Genomic DNA, 25,064 nt, shown 5'->3' with positions numbered 1-25,064 from the left:
GGATGAATGGAAAATGCCATTGAATATGTAACGTTATACATAGTACATTAACAAGAGGGATTAATTTTAAAAGGAGGATGGGGAATTGCTAGATAAGGCAGGGGCTTTAATAGATAATCATGTGTACACAGAAGAAGAGCAACAAAAACTATACAAACGAACGTTAATAATCGTCAGCATTTCACAAATGTTTGGCGGTGCAGGACTAGCTGCTGGTATTACAGTGGGAGCACTTCTTGCGCAGCAAATGCTTGGAACAGATGCATTTGCAGGATTACCAACTGCTATGTTTACATTAGGATCGGCATTAGCAGCTTTCATAGTAGGGAAGCTTTCGCAACGATATGGACGCCGGATAGGTCTTGCAACAGGGTTTATAGTGGGTGGATTTGGAGCGATTGGTGTTGTAATGGCAGCTTTAACGAACAGCATTATTCTTTTACTTATTTCTTTACTCATATATGGTGCCGGTACAGCCACGAATCTACAAGCTCGTTATGCAGGTACAGATTTAGCAGATAAGAAGCAGAGAGCAACGGCTGTTAGTATTACGATGGTAATGACGACTTTCGGTGCAGTTGCAGGACCAAATTTAGTAGGGGTAATGGGAAGTTTTGCTCATTCAATTGGAGTTCCTAAACTTGCAGGTCCGTTCATACTATCGGCAGCAGCATTTATACTGGCGGGTCTAGTTCTTTTTGTTATGCTTCGTCCAGATCCGTTAATTATTGCTAACATAATAGAAAGATATAAACAGGAACATACATATAAAGGGCAACCAATAACAGAAGAAGCGAAAGAAAATAAACGAGGTATTACAGTTGGAGCAATCGTAATGATACTTACGCAAATCGTGATGGTTGCGATTATGACGATGACGCCAGTTCATATGGGACACCACGGTCACGGTTTAAGTGCAGTAGGACTTGTGATAGGTTTTCATGTAGGTGCAATGTATCTTCCATCTCTCGTTACAGGAATGTTAATTGATAAAATTGGCCGAATTACAATGAGCATAGCTGGTGGAGTGATTTTACTTGCAGCGGGTGTCATAGCTGCGATAGCGCCAAGTGATTCTTTATTATTATTAATCGTTGCTCTTTCTTTACTTGGGCTAGGATGGAACCTCGGATTGATAAGTGGTACAGCACAAATCGTTGATTCCACAACACCGTCTACACGTGCTAAAACACAAGGGAAAATAGATGTTTTTATTGCGCTAGCTGGAGCTTCTGGTGGAGCGATGTCAGGTATGGTAGTAGCGAATTCAAGTTATGCGGCATTGTCATTGGCTGGAGGCGTGTTAGCGTTGTTACTTATTCCTGTTGTGATATGGTCTCGAAAAGGGGTAAGAAATTAAATGAAGAAGAGGTTCTAGTTACTCACTAGAGCCTCTTTTTATACACTTAAATTAAATTCCATTCTACAATAAGTCCTAAATGCGTAAGTCCGCCACCGAATCCGTATAGTAAAAGTGTGTCTCCATTATTTAACTTTCCTTCTTTTATAGCTAAATCTAGAGCGAGTGGAATGGTGACTGAAGAGGTATTCCCCATATATTCCACGCTCGTTAATGTTTTTTGTATTGGAATTTGAGATTTTTCACAAATAGATTCGATCATTCGTAAGTTAGCGCTGTGGGGTATGAACCAGTCTATATCATCTACTTGCATATTTGCGGTATGTATTAAATCTTTTATGCCTTTTGGCACTGTACGTGTTGCCCATTTATATACTTCTCTTCCATTTTGAACGATTTTTTCATTTGTTTGCAGTGGTGTGCCATTCATAGTAGTAGATAAGTTTGTTCTATATAGATGAATGCCGCCATCACCGTTTGTTCCCATGTGAGCAGCGATAAAGCTTGGGGTGTCTTCATCTCTTTCTAATAAAATAGCTCCAGCACCATCACCGAATAAAATACAGGTCGTTCTATCGGTATAATCAGTAACTTTAGATAATGTCTCTGTCGCTACGACAAGTACTTTTTCATGTGATCCAGAAGTGATTAAGCTATTACCGACGTGTAGTCCATATGTAAAACCAGCACAAGTTGCATTTAAATCAAAAGCTAGTGTATGAGGTATGTTGAAGTATTGTTGTATTTGGCAAGCAACACTAGGGAAAACGTAATCAGCAGTAGTAGTAGCGACAATGATACAGTCGACATCTTCTAAGTTTTTCTTATATGTTGTACATAAATTTTTAATTGCTTTAATGGCTAAGTTTGAGGAGTATTCTTCTTCGCTAGCGATTCTTCTTTCCCTCATTCCTGTTCTTTGTACAATCCATTCATCATTCGTATGGACCATCTTTTCTAAATCGTTATTAAACAATATTTGATCTGGAACATAAGTACCAATTGCAGTAATACGAGATTTAGAATGCATAGAAACATCTCCTAATTTTTATTTTTATAACCTGATACTAATATCAGGTTATAAAAATGTCAATAAAGATTTTTGTTGTATTAAAACGATAATACTTAACTTACTATGAAGGAATTTGGCGAGTGCTGTAAAAATAATATACGAGAAGTTTCTAAAATTGATAATTGTTTTTGTTATTTTTATTGTGAGAAAAACTCGCAAAAAATGACGATTAAAGTAAAAATATAAAGATTTTCTTTTGTGTGATATAGGTTGTTAAACCTTGTGAAAGCGAATTACTTATGCTACACTTTATGTAACTTAAAATGAACGGAGGGGCTTCCTTTGATCTTAATCAGATTACGTCTCAATACTTTGTGCCAATAATTGAATAGCGCTCAAAGGCTCTGTCTGTGTACAGAGTGAACGGGATTGGTCTGCCTATTTTAAAGGAACCCTTTATTAAGCTTATATGTGAAAAGAGGGAGGGACGAATACGCCCTCTTTTTGTTTTGCCTTTATAAATAGAATGGGATTGTATAGGTGAACGCTTATTGTGGATACGTATACAATCTTGGGACTTTTTGACTATAAAATAGGATGAAAGCATAGCTTTCTTCTATTTCTTTGGTGAACCCTTATCCGTTTACGACAACACAGGCAGCAACCTGTGTTTTTTATTTTTCGTAATCGAAATGGAGGAATAAATATATGGAAGAAGTATTACAAAGAGCAGTTTTAGTTGGAGTAAATGTAGGTAATGAAGATGATTTTGCCTATTCAATGGAGGAGTTAAAAAATCTTGCGGAAGCTTGTGATGTAGAGGTAATTGGGCAAGTAACGCAAAATTTACAACGAGTGAATCCGTCGCATTATATCGGAAAAGGAAAGATTGAAGAAGTAGCAGCGTATGTACGCGAAATAGATGCGAATATGGTCATCTTTAATGATGAATTATCTCCTTCACAGATTCGAAATTTAGAAGAGGATTTAGATTGTAAGGTAATTGATCGTACCATTTTAATTTTAGATATTTTTGCGCAACGTGCGAAAACGAAAGAAGCACAGCTACAAGTAGAAGTAGCACATCTTCAGTACATGATGCCTCGTTTAATCGGTCTTCGTGAATCGTTAGGAAGACAGAGCGGCGGCGTTGGTACGAAAAATAAAGGTGTCGGTGAGAAAAAGTTAGAGTTAGATCGTCGTAAAATTGAAGAACAAATTTCAGTTTTAAATAAAGATTTAGAAGCGCTCGTTGCCCAGCGTCAAACACAGCGAAAGCAACGTAAGAAAAATGAAATACCTGTTGTAGCATTAGTAGGTTATACGAATGCAGGAAAGTCAACGACGATGAATGCAATGCTTGAAATTTATAATGGTACAGAAGAAAAGCAAGTATTTGAAAAAGATATGTTATTCGCGACGTTAGAAACATCTGTACGAAATATTGATTTACCAGATAATAAATCATTCTTATTAACAGATACAGTTGGATTTGTAAGTAAATTACCACATCATCTTGTGAAAGCGTTCCGTTCAACATTAGAAGAAGTAGCGGAAGCAGATTTACTTATTCACGTCGTAGATTACGCAAATCCAAATTATGAACAATTAATTGATATTACAAATGAAACGTTAAAGAAAATTGGAGTAGAAAATATTCCAACGATCTATGCTTACAACAAATCAGATATGGTAGATGTTGAAATTCCGAAAGTACAAGAAGACCGTGTGTATTTATCTGCGAAGAAACATGTTGGAATTGAAGAGCTTGTAGAAATGATTCGCTCACACATCTATAAAGAGTATACGAAGTGTGAAATGTTAATTCCGTATGATCAAGGACAGGTAGTTTCGTATTTCAATAATCATGCACACGTTTTATCTACGAGTTACGAAAACGAAGGTACGAAATTAGAGGTAGAATGTAAGATGAGCGATTACGAGAAGTATAAGCGTTTTGCAATTTAATGTAAGAGGCAACCCAGTATGTGATTGGGTTGCCTTTTTCTATAATGTTTTACTGCTGAAAGTTACAAGGATGCAAGTCAATGATGGGAGTTAAGTTATATTTCTGGAAAAAGAAATGAAAGCAGTATAGAATAGAAATGTTTCAAAAGTCAGAATTTATTACACCTACTGTAATAAATATATTTTTTGTACAGAAAGGAGCGATTCACATATGCAGGCAGTTTCGCAAAAAAACACAGTAGAAACACCGACAATATATCGAATATTATTTGCGATTAGCTTTGGACATTTTTTAAATGATTCGATGCAAGCAGTTGTGCCGGCGTTGTTTCCTATTTTGGAAAAAACGATGAATTTATCCTATATGCAAGTAGGGTGGATTGCGTTTGCGTTAAATATGACGTCATCGATTATGCAACCGGTGTTTGGTATGTATTCAGATAAGAAGCCGTCACCATTTTTATTACCACTCGGCATGTTTTCAAGTATGCTTGGAATGATTGGACTCGCGTTTGCACCAAACTTTATTATTGTTATTATTTCTGTTTTATTTATCGGTTTAGGTTCCGCAGTCTTTCATCCAGAAGGCGCTCGTGTTGCGTATATGGCGGCAGGTGCAAAACGAGGGTTAGCGCAAGCGATTTATCAAGTTGGGGGAAACACGGGGAATTCTTTAGCTCCTATTTTTACAGCGCTAATTTTCGTTCCACTCGGTCAAATTGGTTCATTAGGTTTTACAGCATTTGCAGCAGTAGGAATTGCATTATTAATTTTCGTATCGAATTGGTACAAAAATGAATTAGCAACCGGTGCTGTAAGAAGGAAGAAGAGGGCTGCACTTGAGGCGGAAAATGCAATTGTAAGTACACACATTAAATTCGTTATTATACTTCTTGTTTTTCTTACTTTTGTACGCTCTTGGTACGGTGCTGGTATCGGGAATTTCTATCAATTTTATTTAATAGAGCATTACGGTTTATCTATAAAAAATGCCCAGTATTTCGTATTCGCATTTATGATTGCTGGTGTGTTAGGCACTTTTTTCGGAGGACCGTTAGCAGATCGATTTGGTAAGAAAAATATCATCGTATTTTCAATGTTAGGTTCAGCGCCACTTGCACTGTTATTACCACATGTCTCACTTGTGTGGGTCGTACCGTTATTTTTATGTATCGGTTTTATTAGTTCAAGTAGTTTTAGTGTAATTGTTGTATATGCACAAGAGCTTGTGCCTGGAAAAGTGGGAATGGTGTCAGGATTAATCGTAGGTCTTGCATTTGGACTTGGAGCATTAGGTGCTGTAGTTCTTGGGAAATTAGCAGATATATATAGCCTGCAATTTATTATGCTATTATGTAGTTGTCTACCATTAATTGGACTCACTTCATGGTTACTGCCAAGTGATAAGAAAACGATAGAATAGGGGATGCGCTATGAAATTGTGTGAAAACGTTACGGAATTAATAGGAGATACACCTGTCGTCCGATTATCTAAATTTATTCCGGAAGACGCAGCAGATGTGTATGTGAAACTAGAAATGTTTAATCCATCGCGCAGTGTGAAAGACCGTGCGGCTTATAATTTACTTCACGTTGCAGAAGAAAATGGTCTCATCAAACCCGGAGATACAATTATTGAACCGACAAGCGGGAATACAGGGATTGGTTTAGCGATGAATGCAGCAGCTAAAGGGTATAAAGCGATTTTAATTATGCCAGATAATATGTCAAAAGAGCGTATTAATTTATTGAAAGCATACGGAGCAGAAGTAGTTTTAACACCAGCAGAACAAAGAATGCCAGGAGCAATTGCGAAGGCGTTAGAACTGCAAAAACAAATACCGAATAGTTTTATCCCGCAACAATTTGAAAATCCAGCTAATCCGAATATTCACCGTTATACGACTGCACTTGAAATTTACGAACAAATGGATGGAGAGCTTGATGCTTTTGTTGCAACGGCAGGAACAGGCGGAACGATTACAGGGACTGGTGAAACGTTAAAAGAGAAATTGCCAAACTTATATATTGCAGTAGTGGAACCGAAAGGATCTCCCGTTTTATCCGGTGGTGTACCAGGTCCTCATAAACTAGTAGGAACAAGCCCAGGATTTATTCCGAAAAACTTAAATACAGAAGTGTATAACGAAATTATTCAAATTGCAGATGAAGAGGCTTTAACGACAATGAGAAACTTAGCTAGACAAGAAGGATTATTAGTTGGGCCATCTTCTGGAGCATCTGTTTACGCTGCAATCATGATAGCGAAACGTCTAGGCGTTGGTAAAAAAGTTTTATGTATTGCGCCTGATACAGGTGAACGTTATTTAAGCATGGGATTATTTGAATAAAAAGGATAGAAACACCTTAATAGTGAATAGCTGCTATTAAGGTGTTTGTTTTATGGAATGAAGAGGGGGAGAAGAACAATGAAACTATTAAAACCAATCCATGAATATAGTGAGCATATTACGGCGTATAGACGAGCGTTTTTACACTCAGGGGAACAACCACATGGAAGTAGTTCTTTACAAAACTTTGATTCTCTTGATGAATGGTTTGAAAAAGTGAGTAAACAAGAACTAGGAGAAAACTTACTAGCTAATCGAGTGTCATCTAGTCAGTTTTTAAGTTTTGAAAAAGGGGAACTTATAGGTTTTGTGAATATTAGACATAGATTAAATCCAGAATTATTACGGGAAAGTGGTCATATTGGATATAGTGTCCATCCGAATAAACGTCGCCACGGTTACGCTACGAAACAACTACAACTTGCATTAGCTGAAGCGCAAAAATTAGGATTGCAGAAAGTATTAATAACTTGCGATAAATCCAATATCGGTTCTGCTAAAACGATTCAAAAGGTTGGAGGTGTGTTAGAAAATGAAGTAGTTTCTTCTCGTACTGGTGAAGTTATTCAGCGCTATTGGATAGAAATATGATTAAGTAGGAATTTGAAAAGGTAATGCAAGCTGTAATATCGAAATAGATAAATGAAATATAGGGGATTACTGCAATTTTAGGGGGAAATGAAATGGGATTAAAAGAGAAAGCGATAGAGATGTCAGAGATTTATAGGAAAAATCCGAAAGTAGAAGCTATTATTTTAGCGGGTTCAGTAGCTAGAAGGCTTGAAGATGAACATTCAGATATAGAATTACATATTTTATGGTCAACACCGCCGGAAGATGAGGATCGTAGGGCCCCTATTTATCATATTGATGGGAAAATATTATCGTATCATCCGTATGAGGAAGAAGAATGGTCGGAAACGTATTTAACGAAAGAGGGAATTAAATTAGAGATTAGTAACTTTTTAACAGAGACAGTAGAGAAAGTGATTTCGGATGTGGTGGATCAATATGATATAAGTTATGAAAAACAATGTATTGTATCATCCATTCATGATGGTGTTAGTTTGTATGGAGAAGGGAAAGTGAATGAATTAAAAGAAAAAGTAGCGGCATATCCAGATGAACTAGCAAAACGGATGATTTCAGAAAATCTATGGTTAAGTAATCGTTGGCACAATCGAAAGGCGCTTTTAAAACGGAAAGATTGGCTTATGCTTTATGACGTTATTTGCGAAGTACAAAGGAACATATTCGGTGTTTTATTTGGTTTGAATAAAATGTACGTACATCATCCAGCGTTTAAATGGATGCCTAATAATGTGGAACGAATGACTATTAAACCTGAAAAATTATATGAACGTATGGCGGACACATTAATAGGGAATCCAGAAAAAAGTGTGCAGGAGTTAGAGTTGCTAATAGAAGAAGTGTTGCAACAAGTTCATACATACGCGCCAGGAGTAAATGTGGATGAGCAAGAAAAATCTATTTTTTATTTTGTGAAATAGAAAATAGTAATAAGGGGGAAGTTATGGGGTTTTTTAATAGGTTTTTTAAAAAAGTTGAAAAAGTAAATGAGCAAGAAGCTACTCTTCATGAATTAAGTGAAGAATTGTATGTTGAATCACCGGTAGAGGAAGCGACTAGTTACTGGGTATCAATGGCACAAAATATAATTGTTAATGCTGTAAAAGCGGCTGACAATGATGTGGAACGTGCCTTCGTGTTATTGAATTTGAAGAAAGGTGAGGCTTCATTTGATATTTTTTATCAAATAAATGGGCAATTGTATTTCTGGGATCAGCTAGAAAATGAGACGATAAGAAATAGAATTCAGAACGAGTTGTTACCGCAAGCTCCAGAAGTTTCAAATGCAGTAAATGAGCAATTTCGTGGAGCTGATCACCCTATAATTTCGTTCGCACAATTGCAGTTTGAATGGGAAACGAAAGCCTGGTTCTCACATATAATTTGGGAAGATAGCCTTGCTGCTCAATTGCCCAAAACTCAAATTCTAAATGAATGGTTTCGTGTAATTAAAGAAGAAACGAAAAATAGACCACTGGATAGTGATGCGAAATTTTCTTGGTATCCATCAAACTCTTAAAAAATGAATACAGAGAGACAGGTTATGTTTCTAGATGATTTGTATTATTGAATAAGTATCAATAATACGTAATTCTTTTTCTATTGCCTGTTAGAATTCGTTATGTACTAATCCACTTGTTTTCTAAACTAAAAACTTATATTTCGAATTTTGAAATAGATTGTAATACATAAAAATTCGAAATATAAGTTGACACTATTTTTAATGTGTGATAAAAATGATAGTAATCAATTCGGAAAATAATATTTGGGCAATGAAAGGGTATAGTAGTGAATATCTCCCTATTTCAGAGAGCTGATGGTTGGTGTGAATCAGTATATAGATTATTCATGAAGTTCGTCCTGGAGCATCTTTCATAAATCTCGCATTATGAGGAAATGAAAGACGGTAGTTTATACCGTTATCAAATAAAGTGGTGAAGATTTTTTCACAACTAGGGTGGTACCGCGATATTTATCGTCCCTACGTATTTACGTAGGGACGTTTTTTATTTAGGTCCTAACTTTGGTGTGGCTTCATAACTAGGGTGGTACCGCGATATTTTATCGTCCCTACGTTTTTGCGTAGGGGCGTTTTTATTTAGGTGGTTTCTTAGTGTTCTTCACAACTAGGGTGGTACCGCGATATTTTTGTCGTCCCTACGTATTTACGTAGGGACGTTTTTTTATTAGGGAGGAAGTGAACGTATTAGAAAAGAGTATTGATAGAACAATATAAATACCGAATTGTAACAAAGAAAAAGAGATAGAGAGGAGATTAACAAATGAATTCACAGCAATGGACATCGAAATTAGGTTTCGTATTAGCTGCAGCAGGTTCGGCAATTGGTCTTGGAGCGATTTGGAAATTCCCATATATGGCCGGCATTGGAGGAGGCGGAGCGTTCTTCCTAATTTTCATCGGTTTCACATTATTAATTGGTTTACCGCTATTATTAGCTGAATTTGTTATTGGAAGAAGTACACAAAAAGAGGCTGTCGATGCATATAGAGAGATTGCTCCTAAAACGTTATGGCCTTGGTTAGGTAAATTAGGAATTGTAACATGTTTCATATTACTTTCTTTCTACAGTGTTGTAGGAGGCTGGATTTTATTATATTTATGGAATGCAATTACAGGTAGACTATGGGAAGGAAATGGAGCATACGAAGCTACGTTTGGTGAAATCATTTCCAATCCATATTTAGCAGTTGGATCACAGCTATTATTCATCCTTATTACTATTTTCATCGTAAGTAAAGGTGTACAAAATGGTGTTGAAAAAGTAAATAAATATTTCATGCCAGCATTATTCGTTTTATTCTTTGTATTAATCGTTCGTGCACTTACATTAGATGGTGCTGGAGAAGGCGTTCGTTTCTTCTTACAACCTGATTTCTCACATGTAACATCAGAAGTTATATTATACGCAATGGGGCAATCGTTCTTCTCATTATCTGTCGGGGTAGCCGTTATGGTAACGTATAGCTCATACTTACCGAAAGAAGAAAGCTTACCACGTTCAGCATTTTCTATCGTAGCCTTAACTCTTGTTATTACATTACTTGCAGGACTTGCAATTTTCCCAGTTGTGTTCGCATTTGGAATGGAACCATCTCAAGGGCCGGGACTATTATTTATCGTGTTGCCAGCTATTTTCAGTAAAATGGCGTTCGGAAAATTATTCTTCATCGTTTTCTTATTACTATTCTTCTTCGCTACGATTACATCAGCAATTTCGATGTTAGAAATTAGTGTTGCATCGTTAACATCAAAAGGTAAAGGGAAACGTGAAAAAATGGCCTTAATCGTAGGGTTATTAATCTTCGTTGTTGGGGTACCATCAGCATTATCATTCGGTATATTAAGTGATCTGAAGATTTTCGGGAAGACAGTCTTTGATTTAGCGGACTATGCAGTAAGTAACGTATTAATGCCACTTGGTGTATTATTAGTTTCTATCTTTGTTCCTTTAAAAATGAAGAAAGATGTATTAATGAAAGAGCTAGGTGTAAGTAAAAATAAAGGTTATAAACTATTCGTATTATGGTTATTCTTACTTCGTTATATCGCACCAATTGCGATTATTATCGTATTCTTAAATGTACTTGGCATTATATAAAAAGAAAGGTAGCGTATCATACAAAGATACGCTACCTTTTTATTTTGCTCTTTTTTGCAATTCATTTACTGTTACGAACTGATAGCCATTCTTAGATAAAGAATCTAAAATACCTTCAATCGTTTGTAAATTTTCATTAGACTCATCATACATAGAGTGCAGTAAAATGATAGAACCTGGTTTTACATTTTTATTAACGTATTTAATTTTATCAGCCGCAGATTTATAAAAAGTATCGGGCTCAAGATCCCATGTGATTGTTTCGATATTGTTTTTATTTAAATAATATGGCAGCCCTATTAACTTCTTACCGTTAGGGGGCCTAAAATCAATTTCGCCTGTAAATCCTGTTTGGCGGATTAATGAATTCGTTTTTTCTATTTCACCTTTAATAAAAGAAGGTGTTTTGAAAACCATTCTATTATGAGAATATGTATGGTTTCCAAGTTGGTGCCCAGATTGCGCGATAGCTTCTCCTAACGATAGATTTTTCTCTAATTCATTTCCAATTAAAAAGAAAGTAGCTTTAGCGTTGTATTTATCTAGTAGCGGTAATATTTGTTTTACATTGTTAGTAGGGCCATCATCAAAAGTTAAAGCGATCACTTTTTCATTTGTTTCTACACGTTGTGTTAAATATCCAAATAATTGAAAGCTTCTTGCGTTCATCAATTTGTATGTTCCGAATAATGCCGTGATAATAAAGAATAGTGTAACGATTGTAATGATAATTTTTTTCTTCATAATGTAACCTCACAATGATTTTTGATTCAATTAAAAAGTATTATATCAAACTAAGTAATTTCGTGCTTTAAGAAGGGTGTGGATGCAAGGAGAAGGAATTTATCATATAATAAAATACAAAAGGTATATTAGGAGGTGTTTATATGGCGATTATAATTCAATTGCCAGACACTGCAACGTCTCATGCGAAGCCAAGTATGGAAATGGCGATACTTTGCGTGAGGTAGACAAGTAATATACAATCGCCTATATGAGCTCGTATCATTTTTTATATTTGGCTTTGCACCTTATTGAAATGAACCATAAAAAATAAGGGGCGAGCAGAAATGAAATACGTAAAAGCTAATGCTGTTTTACCGGAGAGTTTAATTACTGAAATTCAAAAGTATATACAAGGTGAAACAATTTACATTCCGAAACAAGAAACGAAACATTATAAATGGGGTACACGATCTGGCGGAAGAAAACAACTAGATGAAAGAAATAAAGCAATTAAAGAAGCTTTTAAAAGTGGGATTGCTATTCATCAACTTGCAGAAGAATATTTTCTTTCTGGGGAAACGATTAAAAAGATTGTGTATTCTAAATAAGAGGAAAAGAGTCTGATTCATATATTACTTTGAATCAGACTCTTTTTGTTTTATATGTATTGGATATATGAGGTGTGAACGGGCATGATAATAGAAAAAATGTGCCGTTTTTTTATTAAATGGTATACAGAGCATTTGAAAAGTAGAAAGGTGAGCATATATGAATCATATTGGACAAATAACGATAGAGCTTTTAGTTGGTTTTTTTGTTCTATTAATTGCTACAAAAATATTAGGGAAAACACAAATATCTCAGCTAACGCCATTTGATTTTATTTCTGCAATCGTCCTAGGTGAGCTCGTTGGAAATTCAATATATGATCCTAAAATTAAAGTATGGTCTATTTTATATTCAGTATTTGTTTGGGTAATTTTAATTTATACTATAGAAGTGATAACACAAAAAGTAAGAGGAACAAGAAGGTTTTTTGAAGGATATCCTTCAATTATTATTCGTAATGGAAAGATTGATCGTGAACAATTAAGCGTAAATCATTTGGATATAAACCAATTACAACAAATGCTTAGGCAACAAAAAGATATATTTTCAATCCGAGAGGTTGAATATATGATATTGGAACCTAACGGAAACATAAGCGTTCTGAAAAAAAGTAAATACGAATCTCCTACTATAAATGATTTAAGTTTAAAACATAAGCCTGTATACTTACCAATTTCATTAATTAGTGATGGAAAAGTTGTTAAGGATAATTTGAGGGAAGCGGGATTTGATGAAGGGTGGCTTTATAAACAAATAAAGCAAAAAGGAATTACTAAATTTGAAGATGTATTATATGCGGAATGGAAAACAGATGATGGCTTCTTTTGTCAGGAAATGTAGCGGTAGAGAATAAGCGATATATGTAATGTTTGTTTCTAAGTTATCTTTTACATATCAAAAAACGTAATCATTGTATACAATAAAACTAGATCAACAATTTGTATGGAGTGATAAAGATGGAAGCGTTTATTAGAAGTGATCAATATAATTTTATAAAATCACAAGCTTATATTTTAGCAAACGGGCATGCAACGGCAAATGATAGAGGTGTAATTCAAGCGTTAAAATCGCTTGCGATTGAAAAGATAATACATGTATTTGAGAATTTAACGGATGAACAGAAAGAGTTAATTGATACGGTACTAACAGTTCAAAATAGAGAAGATGCAGAATCATTTTTAATGAAAATAAATCCGTATGTCATTCCGTTTCAAGAAGTTACAGCACAAACATTAAAAAAATTATTTCCTAAAGCGAAAAAGTTAAAACTTCCTGATATGGAAGAAATAGATATGAAAGAAATATCTTATTTAAGCTGGATTGATAAGGGATCAAGCAGGAAATTTATTATAGCGAAAAATGATAAAAATAAATTTGTTGGTCTACAAGGAACGTTCCAAAGTTTAAATAAAAAAAGCATTTGTTCGTTATGTCATGGACATGAAGAAGTAGGAATGTTTTTAGTTGAAATTAAAGGCGATGTACCAGGAACTTTCGTTAAAAAGGGAAACTACATTTGCAAAGATGGTGTAGCTTGCAATCAGAATATGAAGTCACTTGATAAATTACATGATTTTATTGAGCGATTGAAGAAATAAAATGGAAGACCTCTAGTGCTTGAACTGGAGGTCTTTTATTTTAAAAATGGTAATAGATTTCCTTTTTGGAAGATATAATTTATAAATAAAACATAAGAGAGGTGAAGTATTGTTTGAAAATTTTTTGATTTTGTTACCGGATGTTTTACTTGTATGTATCGTTCTCTATATAACGTACAAAAATTCTTTTAGTTTTGGACAGATGTTAGTAATTTCAATTGCAATCGGAATTATTGGTGGTCTTGCTATTAGAATTTGTAAGGATGTATTCACGTATATAAGGTGGACAATTAAACAAAGAAAAACTTGAATATCTTTAATAGTTATTAGGAGGGAATGAAATGACTAAGAAAAAGAATAGAGTGAAAAACGAGATAGTACTTTGGTCACTAACAGCAATTGTTCTATTAATTGTATGGTACTTTTATCAAAAATAAAAACGCATCGTACTAAAAAAGCACGATGCGTTTTTATTATTTTTTTTGCCAATTTTCTTTTATAAAGTCTTCACGCCCAGATTCTTTTTGCTCAGTAGCATATTTATCTGGATTCTTTTTATAGAAATGTTGGTGGTATTCCTCTGCTTCGTAAAAAGGTGCAGCAGGACGAATTTCAGTCACGATTGGATCTTTAAACATAGCGCTTTCTGCAAGAGCTTGTTTTGATTTTTCAGCAAGCCCTTTTTGTGTTTCGTTATGGTAAAAAATAGCGGTACGATAAGATGGACCACGGTCAAAAAATTGTCCGCCATCGTCAGTTGGATCGATTTGTGGCCAATATAAGTCTAGTAATTTCTGATAAGGAAAAATAGAAGGATCGAATGTAATTTGAACAACTTCTAAATGTCCAGATGTTCCAGCTTTTACTTGTTCATATGTTGGATTTTCTACATGACCTCCTGCATAGCCAGAAAGTACTTTATGAATACCAGGAAGTTCATCAAATGGTTTTACCATGCACCAAAAGCAACCGCCTGCGAAGGTTGCGAGTTCGTATGTTTTTTCGGACATTGCTGTAATCCTCCTAAATGTATATGTTTTATATAGTATTATATAAATTGTTTTATTGCGCAATAAAAAAGATTTGAAAATATATGTTTTTTATAAACAAGATCCTCCGCTCACATCAATTAATTGTCCAGTAACCCAGCGGCTGTCTGGAGAAGCAAGAAATGCAGCAGTATCGGCAATGTCCTCTACTTTACCTAAGCGATTGAAAGCGGAAATAGTAGTAGCGTACTGCTTCATCATTGGGTCGCTCAAGAGTTCTGCATTCATATCTGTTTTAATAAATCCTGGAAGTATTGCATTCACCGTTATTCCTCGTGCTCCAAGCTGTTTTGCTAGCGTAAAAGTCATTGTATTAATAGCGCCTTTCGTCATACTATATGCAACAAAATCAGGTAAAGAAATGCGGGTGGCAGCGGATGAAATATTAATAATTCGGCTATTGTCACGTAAACGTGGTAGTGCTAGTTGAATGATAAAGAATGGAGCTTTTGCATTTACTGAAACCATTCTATCAAAAAACTGTTCAGTCGTTTCTTCAATAAAAGCACCAGGACCAATGCCAGCATTGTTTATTAAAATATCAAATTGTGTTTCACCAGTGCGCTTTTGTAATTCAGTATCTAAAGCGTTATAAAGGTTTTCTACACCGTGTAAGGATTCTAGATTTGCGCCGATAGAAAAAGCTTGGCCACCATCTGATCGAATTTCATGAACAGTTTCTTCAGCGTCATCTTTTCGACTACCGTAATGAACAGCAACCAATGCACCGTCATTTGCTAAACGTTTAGCGATCGCTCGTCCAATTCCTCGGCTTGCTCCTGTAACTAACGCTACTTTCCCTTTTAACATAGTTTCCTCATCTCCTCATAAACTTTATAAGCTTTTCTTTATGTAGTAATGCAAACATACTTAAGTAATATATGAGTGTATGTAAGTAATGCATTCCAATTTTGATTTGAGAAAAAATAAATAGAATGAATTTTGATTTTTTTGAAAAAACATATTGACAATGAAAAGAACAACGTCCTATAATACGTGTAACAAATAAAAGTTAATTAAGAATTTTCTAACTTTATATGTTGTATATGCAAAGAAGAGGAAAGTAGATGATTATGATCGTTTCAGAGAGCTACTCCAAGGCTGTGAGGGTAGTAACAATCGAATCATTGAAGATCACCTCGGAGCATCGCTTGCGAAAGGGAAACTGAGTAGAGGGCGGCGGCATCGTCTCCGGTAAAAGGACGGAGGTCTGATTGGACCTACAAAGCTTATATTTCGTGAGAAGTATAAGGAAGCTGAGTGGTAACGCGAAACTCTCGCCTCAGCAATCAAAGCTACTAAATTGTAGTAGTTGATTGCTGAGGCGAGAGTTTTTATTTTTAAAAATAGAAGAAGAGAATGCGTAGAAGAGGAGAGTAAATGATAAAGATTGTTTCAGAGAGCTGCCCCGAGGCTGTGAGGGTGGTAACAATTCACTCATTGAAAATCACCTTGGAGCACTACTTTTGAAAACTAGTAAAAAGTAGCGGGGTTGTTCCCGATAGAAAAACAAAAGTCTAATTGGACTTGCAGAGCTTATATTTCGTGAGAAGTATAAGGAAGCTGAGTGGTACCACGATTCCCTCGTCTCAGCAATGGATTGCTACAAGTATGTAAGTAATCGATTGTTGAGACGAGTATATTTTTAAGGTTTATATACTGAATATTCTGTTAAAAATACTCATCTCAGCAATCGATGTAGAAATAGATTGCAAAAAATAGAGAAAAAAAGAGGAGCGATGTGAGATGGGAAACCAGTACATTTACATGAATGGGGAATTTGTAGAAAAAGAAAAGGCAGTTGTTTCAGTGTATGATCATGGTTTTTTATACGGAGACGGTGTATTTGAAGGGATTCGTAGTTACGGAGGAAATGTATTTTGTTTAAAAGAACATGTGAAACGATTATATGAATCAGCGAAATCTATTTTACTAACAATTCCAATGACGGTAGAAGAAATGGAAGAAGCAGTTTTACATACACTCCAAAAAAATGAATACGCTGATGCTTACATTCGCTTAATTGTCTCAAGAGGAAAAGGTGACTTAGGGCTCGATCCGAGAAGTTGTGTGAAGCCGAGCGTAATTATCATTGCAGAACAATTAAAGTTATTCCCACAAGAATTTTATGATAATGGGCTAAGCGTTGTATCTGTTGCATCAAGACGTAATACGCCAGACGCGTTAGATCCACGTATTAAGTCAATGAATTATTTAAATAACGTACTTGTAAAAATTGAAGCAGCACAAGCAGGAGTGTTAGAGGCTCTTATGTTAAATCAACAAGGATATGTTTGTGAAGGTTCTGGCGATAATGTTTTCGTTGTGAAAGATGGAAAAGTGCTAACCCCGCCATCCTATTTAGGAGCATTAGAAGGTATTACGAGAAATAGTGTTATCGAGCTATGTGAACGACTGAATATTCCGTGTGAGGAAAGACCATTCACTCGCCATGATGTATATGTAGCGGATGAAGTATTTTTAACAGGAACAGCAGCGGAGTTAATTCCAGTTGTAAAAGTTGATTCGAGAGAAATTGGAGATGGGAAACCAGGAAGTGTAACGAAACAATTGACCGAAGAATTTAAAAAATTAACGAGAGAAAGAGGAGTACGTGTTCCTGGGCTGACGGAAAGCTTAGCATAAATAAGGAGAGGAGTTAATGGAAATGAAGCAGCAGTATACAGCGTATGAGAAGTTACAGTATGAAGAAATGACAGGCGCTGGGCACGTGATTCAATGTTTGAAGAAATTGGGTGTAACGACCGTTTTCGGCTATCCAGGCGGAGCGATTTTACCAGTATACGATGCGTTATACGAAAGTGGTTTGAAACATGTTTTAACTCGTCATGAGCAAGCTGCCATTCATGCGGCTGAAGGATATGCGAGAGCTTCTGGAAAGGTCGGGGTAGTCTTTGCTACCTCTGGCCCAGGGGCGACAAATTTAGTTACGGGCTTAGCAGACGCTTATATGGATTCGATTCCTTTAGTTGTCATTACCGGTCAAGTTGCGACGCCTTTAATTGGTAAAGATGGATTTCAAGAAGCGGATGTTGTCGGAATTACAGTACCTGTTACGAAGCATAATTACCAAGTTCGTGATGTAAATCATGTATCACAAGTTGTGCAAGAAGCTTTTTACATCGCCAAAAGCGGACGACCGGGACCAGTATTAATCGATATTCCAAAAGATGTTCAAAATGCAAAAGTCACCAGTTTCTTTAATGAAGAAGTTGATATTCCGGGGTACAAACCAGAACTTGTACCAGACAGCATGAAACTTAGAGAGGTGGCTAAAGCAATTTCAAAATCAAAGCGTCCACTTCTTTATATTGGAGGAGGTGTCATTCATTCAGGTGGATCCGATGAACTCTTCGAATTCGCAAGGGAGAACCGTATTCCAGTCGTTTCAACTTTAATGGGACTTGGTGCATATCCACCGGGAGATCCATTGTTTCTAGGGATGCTTGGTATGCATGGGACATACGCTGCTAATATGGCGGTAACAGAATGTGATTTATTACTTGCATTAGGTGTTCGCTTCGATGATCGTGTAACAGGAAAATTAGAACTTTTTTCTCCGCACTCGAAAAAAGTACATATTGATATTGATCCTTCTGAGTTTCATAAAAATATAACTGTAGAGCATCCGATTGTTGGTGATGTGAAAAAAGCGTTACACATGTTGTTACATATGTCTATTTATACCCAAACAGACGAATGGCTTCAGAAAGTAAAGGCATGGAAAGAAGAATATCCACTTTCTTATAAGCAAAAAAAATCTGAGTTAAAACCACAGCATGTGATCAACTTAGTAAGTGAATTAACGAATGGTGAAGCGATTGTCACAACAGAAGTAGGACAGCATCAAATGTGGGCTGCTCACTTCTATAAAGCAAGAAAACCTCGGACGTTCCTTACTTCTGGAGGATTAGGAACGATGGGGTTTGGTTTTCCAGCAGCAATCGGTGCTCAGCTAGCTAAAAAAGAAGAACTTGTTATTTGTATTGCAGGTGATGCTTCTTTTCAAATGAACATTCAAGAACTACAAACAATTGCTGAAAATAATATCTCTGTAAAAGTATTTATCATAAATAATAAATTTTTAGGGATGGTAAGGCAATGGCAAGAAATGTTTTATGAAAATCGTTTATCAGAGTCAAAAATTGGATCACCAGATTTTGTGAAAGTAGCAGAAGCTTATGGAGTAAAGGGATTAAGAGCAACAAATTCAACCGAGGCGAAACAAGTGATGTTAGAAGCATTTGCTCACGAAGGTCCTGTCGTAGTTGATTTTTGTGTAGAAGAAGGTGAAAACGTATTTCCGATGGTTCCGCCAAACAAAGGAAATAACGAAATGATTATGAAGAGGTGGGAAGAATGAGTCATACTTTTTCACTCGTTATTCATAACGAGCCAAGTGTCTTATTACGTATAAGTGGGATTTTTGCTCGGCGTGGTTATTATATTTCTTCTTTACATTTAAACGAAAGAGATACTAGTGGTGTTTCTGAAATGAAACTCACAGCAGTTTGTACTGAAAATGAAGCGACATTACTTGTTAGTCAGTTGAAAAAATTAATTGATGTTCTGCAAGTAAATAAATTATAAGGAGTGTATGGAATATGAAAACATATTATGAAAAAGATGCAAATGTAGAGTTATTACAAGGGAAAACTGTTGCAGTAGTTGGTTATGGATCACAAGGGCATGCGCAAGCACAAAATTTACGTGATTCTGGTGTAGAAGTAGTAGTTGGTGTTCGTCCTGGTAAGTCGTATGAAGTAGCGAAAGCGGATGGGTTTGAAGTAATGTCTGTTTCAGAAGCGGTTCGAACCGCACAAGTTGTACAAATGTTATTGCCAGATGAACAGCAAGCACATGTATATAAATCAGAAGTAGAAGAGAATCTCCGTGAAGGACAAATGTTACTTTTCTCACATGGATTTAACATTCACTTCGGCCAAATTAATCCGCCAAGTTACGTAGATGTAGCAATGGTTGCGCCAAAAAGTCCAGGTCATCTCGTTCGCCGTGTATATCAAGAAGGAAATGGTGTTCCGGCATTAGTCGCAGTGCATCAAGATGCGACGGGAACAGCGCTACATGTAGCATTAGCGTATGCAAAAGGTCTAGGTTGTACACGGGTGGGTGTAATTGAAACGACATTCCAAGAAGAAACCGAAACGGATTTATTCGGTGAGCAAGCTGTACTTTGCGGCGGGGTGACTGCACTTGTGAAGGCCGGGTTCGAAACGTTAACGGAAGGTGGATATCGCCCTGAAATTGCATACTTTGAATGTTTGCATGAATTAAAGCTAATTGTTGACTTAATGTACGAAGGTGGATTAACGAATATGCGCCATTCTATTTCAGATACGGCAGAGTTTGGAGATTATGTAACAGGATCGAGAATTGTTACAGATGAAACGAAGAAGGAAATGAAGCGTGTTTTGACAGAAATTCAGCAAGGTGAATTTGCGAAGAAATGGATTTTAGAAAATCAAGCAGGGTGTCCGACGTATAACGCAATGAAGAAAGCAGAGCAAAATCATCAATTAGAAAAAGTGGGAGCAGAGCTTCGTGAAATGATGAGTTGGATTCATGCACCGAAAGAATTAGTAAAGAAATAGAGTAAGAGAGTATAAATGAAAAATATGTAAGAGGGGATTTGACAAGATGAGAAGTGACATGATTAAAAAAGGTTTTGATAAAGCGCCGCACCGTAGTTTATTAAAAGCAACTGGTTTGAAAGATGAAGATTTTGATAAACCTTTTATAGCGATTTGTAATTCTTTTATTGAAATTATTCCAGGGCATAAACACTTGAACGAGTTTGGGAAACTTGTAAAAGAGGCAGTTCGTGCGGCAGGTATGGTACCATTCGAATTCAATACAATTGGAGTTGACGATGGTATTGCGATGGGACATATTGGTATGCGTTATTCTCTTCCGAGTCGTGAAATAATTGCAGATTCAGTAGAAACGGTTGTAAATGCACACTGGTTTGACGGCATGATTTGTATCCCAAACTGTGACAAAATTACACCAGGTATGATGATGGCTGCGCTACGTATTAATATTCCGACTGTGTTTGTTTCAGGCGGCCCGATGGCAGCAGGAAAAACATCTAAAGGAGAAGTTGTTGATCTGAGTTCCGTTTTTGAAGGAGTAGGAGCTTATCAATCTGGGAAAATTTCAGAAGAAGAATTAAAAGATATTGAAGATCATGGCTGTCCATCTTGTGGATCTTGTTCGGGTATGTTTACCGCGAACTCTATGAATTGTTTATGTGAAGTGTTAGGTTTAGCTCTTCCTGGTAACGGGAGTATTTTAGCAATTGATCCAAGACGTGAAGAGTTAATTAAACAAGTAGCAGAGAAATTGAAAATTTTAATTGAAAGAGATATTAAACCAAGAGACATTGTAACGGAAGAAGCAATTGATGATGCGTTTGCGCTTGATATGGCGATGGGCGGTTCAACAAATACAGTGTTGCATACGCTAGCACTCGCACAAGAGGCAGGACTAGATTATGATATGAACCGTATTGATGCCGTTTCAAGACGTGTACCTCATTTATGTAAAGTAAGTCCAGCCTCAAATTGGCATATGGAAGATATTGATCGTGCGGGCGGGATTAGTGCAATTTTGAAAGAGATGAGCCGGAAAGAAGGAGTACTTCATCTTGATCGAATAACTGCTACGGGGCAAACATTAAGAGAAAATATTGCTGAGGCAGAGATTAAAGATAAGGAAGTTATTCACTCTCTTGAAAACCCTCATAGTGAGGAAGGAGGATTGCGTATATTAAAAGGCAACCTTGCGAAAGATGGAGCGGTTATTAAAAGCGGTGCAACAGAGGTAAAGCGTTTTGAAGGACCTTGCGTTATTTTTAATTCACAAGATGAGGCACTTGCTGGCATTATGCTTGGGAAAGTGAAAAAAGGAGATGTAGTTGTCATTCGTTATGAAGGACCAAGAGGTGGCCCTGGTATGCCAGAAATGTTAGCACCAACATCAGCAATTGCTGGAATGGGATTAGGTGCTGAGGTTGCATTATTAACGGATGGACGTTTCTCTGGAGCTTCACGTGGAATTTCAGTAGGACATATTTCACCAGAAGCAGCAGCTGGTGGAACGATCGCACTTCTTGAACAAGGGGATATTGTATGTATTGATGTTGAAGAACGCTTGCTAGAAGTAAGTGTGAGTGATGAGGAATTAGAAAAGCGTAAAAAAGAATGGAAACGACCAGAACCGAAAGTGAAAACTGGCTGGCTTGGACGTTATGCACAAATGGTAACATCGGCGAATACAGGGGCTGTTCTGAAAATCCCGAATTTTGATTGAGCCAATTTAAAAGAGATAAGGATGATATATAATGGTGCAAAAGGTAAAGGAGAGAGTGAAAATTGAAGATATCTTAATGGCTCATAATTGCATGAAAGATATTGTTATTAAAACACCGTTACAACGTGATACAGTTTTATCTGAGAAATATGATTGTGACGTTTATGTAAAACGAGAAGACTTACAATTAATTCGCTCTTTCAAAATTCGTGGTGCATACAATTTGATTCAAAGTTTACCGAAAGAAAAGTTACAAAACGGTGTTGTTTGTGCAAGTGCTGGTAATCATGCGCAAGGAGTTGCTTATACATGTAATTTATTGAAGATTCCGTCGAAAATATTTATGCCCACAACAACACCGAAACAAAAAGTATCACAAGTACAATTTTTCGGTGGTGATTTCGCAGAGATTGTATTAGTTGGTGATACATTCGATAGCTCTTTCCAAGAAGCACAGTGTTATTGTGAAGAAAATAGAATGACATTTGTTCATCCGTTTGATGATCCGTATGTAGTTGCTGGTCAAGGGACAGTGGCAGTTGAAATTATGCATGATATGGAGAAACCGGTTGATTATATCTTTGCGGCAATCGGCGGTGGTGGATTAGCATCAGGTGTTGGTACATATGTAAAAGGTGTTAGTCCTACTACAAAGGTTATTGGTGTAGAACCGATGGGAGCTGCATCTATGAAAGAGGCTTTTCTTCAAAATGATAATGTCGCATTAGAGAAAATAGATAGTTTTGTTGATGGGGCAGCGGTTAAAAAGGTAGGAAAGTTAACTTTTGAAACTTGTAAAGATGTAATTGATGACATCGTTTTAGTACCAGAGGGGAAAGTTTGTACGACGATTTTAGAACTGTATAAGAAAAATGCGATTGTAGCTGAACCGGCTGGTGCACTCTCTATTGCAGCACTTGATTTATACAGAGATGAAATTAAAGATAAAACAGTTGTATGCACATTAAGTGGTGGAAATAATGACATTGATAGAATGCAAGAAATGAAAGAACGATCTCTCATTTACGAAGGGTTAAAGCATTATTTCATCATTGAATTCCCGCAGCGTTCAGGCGCGTTAAGAGAATTTCTTGATAAAGGATTAGGGCCAGAAGATGATATTACTCGTTTTGAGTATATTAAGAAACATAATAAGGAAAATGGTCCAGCATTAGTCGGAGTAGAATTAAAACATAAAGAAGATTATGAGCAATTAATTACTCGCTTTAAAGAAAATAATATTCAATTTATGGAGCTTAATAAAAACCCTGTTTTGTTTGATTTGCTTATTTAATAGAAGGGAAGAATAAGCATCTAAATAAAAAAGATAGATACAAGCGAGGAAATATAGTGCTTGTTCTATCTTTTTTATAGTTAAACTAGATACTCATTAAATTCAAGAAGAATAAAGCTAGTTAACCAAAAAAATATCGCAATGCGAATAATTACATACATAGTAAATTCAAAGGTAGTAAGTTTTCGTTCACGTTTTATTTTTTTAGAAATCTAACAGAAAAAACTGAACATAAAAGTAGAACGGCTATAGACATTTTATAAATATTTTCTAACAAACTTACATTTTCTAATAAGTTTTTCAGCATGTTTATCACCTATTCTGTAAAGTAGATTACAGAGAAATAGATCTTGAGCTGTCTAGTTTCGTTTATTTTTTATTTTCCCTGTATCATCAATTTCTACATCAGTTGAAATTGTTTGTAAATATTGAAGAGCTTTTTTCTTTTCTTCCTCATTTACAGGGGAAACTTGGTTGTTGCGAATGATATAAGGATTGAATGACATTTGGACATCCTTTCCTTTAAAAGTTAAAGTTAATACGCCAGTTTCGGCGCTTTTTCCATTCACATAACTTGGGAATAAAAAGTTACCTAATGAGTAAGCGATAGGAACTTTATTATAATACTCAAACCCTTGTAACCAATGTGGATGGCTTCCGACAATCGCGTTAGCTCCTGCTTCAACCATTTTAGGTACATATTGCTTTTGGTATTCTACCGGACGGTTTGATTTTTCAACGCCCCAATGCATATAGACGATTAAATAGTCTGCATCTTGTTTTTGTTCTTTAATTGTTTTTGTTACAAGATTTAAATCATAGCCATTCGCAACGCCAGGTTTATTCTCACCAGCTACCCAATTAGAATCAGGCATAAATCGAACGAAGGAAAGAAATTTAAACTTTTTCCCTTTTACGGTCATTTCTCGTGCTGTATATGCATCTTTCGCATTTTTTCCGGCTCCAATGTAAGGGAACTTTAATTTTTCTACGTGAGAAATCGTATCTAATAATCCATCTTGCCCATAATCAAGTGTGTGGTTATTCCCAATATTTACGATGTCATATCCAGTGTTTTTAATAGCTTGTAGTGTAGATGGATCACTTTTAATCCAAAACAGTTGCCCAGGTGCTTTCTTTTCTTTCGTTGTAAATGCCGACTCTAAATTCACAAAAGAAATATCAGCTTTTTTTATTTCTTCTTTTACATGTTGGAATGGGTAATCAGCCCCATTCTTTTCGATTATAGGACGTAATTGCCAATCAAACATTGTATCACCAGAGAAGGTGAGTGTGATTTCTTGGTCTTCTATTTTCTTTTCGCTTTTTGAAGCGGTTTTACTAGATTTGTTTTGCAAATCGGGTTTGTCTTTTGCTTTTGAAATAAAAGAGTAATTGATTAATAAAACAATCGGTGTAATGAAAAAGGCTATTAACAAAAATCGTTTTAGTAAAGTTTTCATATATACCTTCCCTTTTAATATTATCCCGCAATTAAATTAACACTGAATCTATTAAAGGTAATTAAAGTTA

At 36.0% G+C, this 25,064-nt stretch carries 23 protein-coding genes, 1 pseudogene and 2 other annotated features; of the genes and pseudogenes, 18 read left to right on the top strand and 6 right to left on the bottom strand.

What is annotated here, in order from left to right:
* Positions 1–85 precede the first annotated feature (85 nt).
* Positions 86–1,360 carry an MFS transporter gene (locus MKY38_RS13115; RefSeq protein WP_065223427.1) on the top strand — a complete coding sequence of 425 codons (1,275 nt, stop codon included), beginning with the start codon at positions 86–88 and terminating at the stop codon, positions 1,358–1,360.
* Between the two features lie 46 nt (positions 1,361–1,406).
* On the opposite strand, the gene MKY38_RS13110 is transcribed toward MKY38_RS13115, so the two are convergent.
* On the bottom strand, positions 1,407–2,390 hold the full coding sequence (locus tag MKY38_RS13110; RefSeq protein ID WP_114555897.1) for a beta-ketoacyl-ACP synthase 3: 984 nt from the start codon (positions 2,388–2,390) through the stop codon (positions 1,407–1,409).
* A gap of 690 nt (positions 2,391–3,080) precedes the next feature.
* Here MKY38_RS13110 and hflX point away from each other — a divergent pair.
* The 7 genes from hflX to MKY38_RS13075 all read left to right on the top strand — a co-directional run bounded on the left by hflX (position 3,081) and on the right by MKY38_RS13075 (position 10,902).
* Positions 3,081–4,340 carry a GTPase HflX gene (gene hflX, locus MKY38_RS13105; RefSeq protein WP_065223429.1) on the top strand — a complete coding sequence of 420 codons (1,260 nt, stop codon included), beginning with the start codon at positions 3,081–3,083 and terminating at the stop codon, positions 4,338–4,340.
* Positions 4,341–4,551: 211 nt separating this feature from the next.
* Positions 4,552–5,763: an MFS transporter gene (locus tag MKY38_RS13100; protein ID WP_001149412.1), complete on the top strand. Its 1,212-nt coding sequence runs from the start codon at positions 4,552–4,554 to the stop codon at positions 5,761–5,763.
* 10 nt (positions 5,764–5,773) lie between these two features.
* Positions 5,774–6,691, top strand: coding sequence for a cysteine synthase A (gene cysK, locus MKY38_RS13095; RefSeq protein WP_000762273.1), 918 nt, complete (start codon positions 5,774–5,776; stop codon positions 6,689–6,691).
* Positions 6,692–6,769: 78 nt separating this feature from the next.
* Positions 6,770–7,282, top strand: a complete 513-nt coding sequence (locus MKY38_RS13090) for a GNAT family N-acetyltransferase (protein ID WP_000771277.1) — start codon at positions 6,770–6,772, stop codon at positions 7,280–7,282.
* A 92-nt stretch (positions 7,283–7,374) separates the two neighbouring features.
* Entirely contained in the window at positions 7,375–8,202 is an 828-nt protein-coding gene (locus tag MKY38_RS13085) for a DUF4037 domain-containing protein (protein WP_000523181.1), read from the top strand.
* A gap of 23 nt (positions 8,203–8,225) precedes the next feature.
* Positions 8,226–8,801: a hypothetical protein gene (locus MKY38_RS13080; protein WP_000505545.1), complete on the top strand. Its 576-nt coding sequence runs from the start codon at positions 8,226–8,228 to the stop codon at positions 8,799–8,801.
* Between the two features lie 244 nt (positions 8,802–9,045).
* Positions 9,046–9,268: a binding site (T-box leader), on the top strand.
* A gap of 296 nt (positions 9,269–9,564) precedes the next feature.
* Complete coding sequence (locus tag MKY38_RS13075) at positions 9,565–10,902, top strand: sodium-dependent transporter (RefSeq protein ID WP_001088187.1); 1,338 nt, start codon at positions 9,565–9,567, stop codon at positions 10,900–10,902.
* A 39-nt stretch (positions 10,903–10,941) separates the two neighbouring features.
* Here MKY38_RS13075 and MKY38_RS13070 read toward each other — a convergent pair whose 3' ends face one another.
* A complete protein-coding gene (locus tag MKY38_RS13070; protein ID WP_065223433.1) occupies positions 10,942–11,646 on the bottom strand; it encodes a polysaccharide deacetylase family protein in 705 nt (234 codons plus the stop codon).
* 326 nt (positions 11,647–11,972) lie between these two features.
* Here MKY38_RS13070 and MKY38_RS13065 point away from each other — a divergent pair, with 326 nt between their 5' ends.
* From MKY38_RS13065 to MKY38_RS13050, 4 genes are all read left to right on the top strand, one after another.
* Positions 11,973–12,236, top strand: coding sequence for a CD3324 family protein (locus tag MKY38_RS13065; protein ID WP_000878325.1), 264 nt, complete (start codon positions 11,973–11,975; stop codon positions 12,234–12,236).
* 160 nt (positions 12,237–12,396) lie between these two features.
* The gene (locus tag MKY38_RS13060; protein ID WP_065223434.1) at positions 12,397–13,077 is read left to right on the top strand and encodes a DUF421 domain-containing protein; all 681 of its coding nucleotides are present in this window, start codon (positions 12,397–12,399) and stop codon (positions 13,075–13,077) included.
* Positions 13,078–13,193: 116 nt separating this feature from the next.
* Positions 13,194–13,835, top strand: a complete 642-nt coding sequence (locus tag MKY38_RS13055; protein WP_065223435.1) for a FusB/FusC family EF-G-binding protein — start codon at positions 13,194–13,196, stop codon at positions 13,833–13,835.
* A gap of 109 nt (positions 13,836–13,944) precedes the next feature.
* Positions 13,945–14,145, top strand: coding sequence for a hypothetical protein (locus tag MKY38_RS13050; RefSeq protein WP_065223436.1), 201 nt, complete (start codon positions 13,945–13,947; stop codon positions 14,143–14,145).
* 163 nt (positions 14,146–14,308) lie between these two features.
* Here the strand turns inward: MKY38_RS13050 and msrA are convergent, their stop codons facing one another.
* A complete protein-coding gene (gene msrA, locus MKY38_RS13045) occupies positions 14,309–14,845 on the bottom strand; it encodes a peptide-methionine (S)-S-oxide reductase MsrA (protein WP_114555900.1) in 537 nt (178 codons plus the stop codon).
* A gap of 90 nt (positions 14,846–14,935) precedes the next feature.
* Complete coding sequence (locus MKY38_RS13040) at positions 14,936–15,694, bottom strand: SDR family oxidoreductase (RefSeq protein WP_114555901.1); 759 nt, start codon at positions 15,692–15,694, stop codon at positions 14,936–14,938.
* A gap of 545 nt (positions 15,695–16,239) precedes the next feature.
* Positions 16,240–16,479: a binding site (T-box leader), on the top strand.
* A gap of 151 nt (positions 16,480–16,630) precedes the next feature.
* Between MKY38_RS13040 and ilvE the strand changes: the two genes are divergently transcribed.
* Genes ilvE through ilvA form a run of 6 tightly spaced genes read left to right on the top strand, consistent with a single transcriptional unit; the run spans position 16,631 to position 23,531 of the window.
* Positions 16,631–17,530, top strand: a complete 900-nt coding sequence (gene ilvE / locus MKY38_RS13035) for a branched-chain-amino-acid transaminase (protein WP_000528154.1) — start codon at positions 16,631–16,633, stop codon at positions 17,528–17,530.
* A 22-nt stretch (positions 17,531–17,552) separates the two neighbouring features.
* Positions 17,553–19,268: an acetolactate synthase large subunit gene (gene ilvB, locus MKY38_RS13030; RefSeq protein ID WP_065223747.1), complete on the top strand. Its 1,716-nt coding sequence runs from the start codon at positions 17,553–17,555 to the stop codon at positions 19,266–19,268.
* Positions 19,265–19,495 carry an ACT domain-containing protein gene (locus tag MKY38_RS13025; protein ID WP_000019916.1) on the top strand — a complete coding sequence of 77 codons (231 nt, stop codon included), beginning with the start codon at positions 19,265–19,267 and terminating at the stop codon, positions 19,493–19,495. The genes ilvB and MKY38_RS13025 overlap by 4 nt, the downstream gene beginning before the upstream one ends.
* A 14-nt stretch (positions 19,496–19,509) precedes the next feature.
* The gene (ilvC, locus tag MKY38_RS13020; protein WP_114555902.1) at positions 19,510–20,517 is read left to right on the top strand and encodes a ketol-acid reductoisomerase; all 1,008 of its coding nucleotides are present in this window, start codon (positions 19,510–19,512) and stop codon (positions 20,515–20,517) included.
* Between the two features lie 46 nt (positions 20,518–20,563).
* Complete coding sequence (gene ilvD / locus MKY38_RS13015; protein ID WP_114555903.1) at positions 20,564–22,237, top strand: dihydroxy-acid dehydratase; 1,674 nt, start codon at positions 20,564–20,566, stop codon at positions 22,235–22,237.
* A 31-nt stretch (positions 22,238–22,268) separates the two neighbouring features.
* Positions 22,269–23,531 (top strand): threonine ammonia-lyase IlvA, encoded by a 1,263-nt coding sequence (ilvA, locus tag MKY38_RS13010; protein ID WP_000250321.1) that lies wholly within the window; start codon positions 22,269–22,271, stop codon positions 23,529–23,531.
* An 80-nt stretch (positions 23,532–23,611) separates the two neighbouring features.
* On the opposite strand, the pseudogene MKY38_RS13005 reads toward ilvA, so the two are convergent.
* A pseudogene (locus tag MKY38_RS13005) lies at positions 23,612–23,838 on the bottom strand (hypothetical protein).
* 52 nt (positions 23,839–23,890) lie between these two features.
* Positions 23,891–24,994, bottom strand: coding sequence for a CapA family protein (locus tag MKY38_RS13000; RefSeq protein WP_000854538.1), 1,104 nt, complete (start codon positions 24,992–24,994; stop codon positions 23,891–23,893).
* Positions 24,995–25,064: the final 70 nt, after the last annotated feature.

Source organism: Bacillus sp. FSL R5-0585, from assembly GCF_038004545.1.
Taxonomy (GTDB): Bacteria; Bacillota; Bacilli; order Bacillales; family Bacillaceae_G; genus Bacillus_A; species Bacillus_A cereus.
Note: the sequence above shows the minus strand (reverse complement) of the source record. Positions and strands in the feature narration are given on the sequence as shown.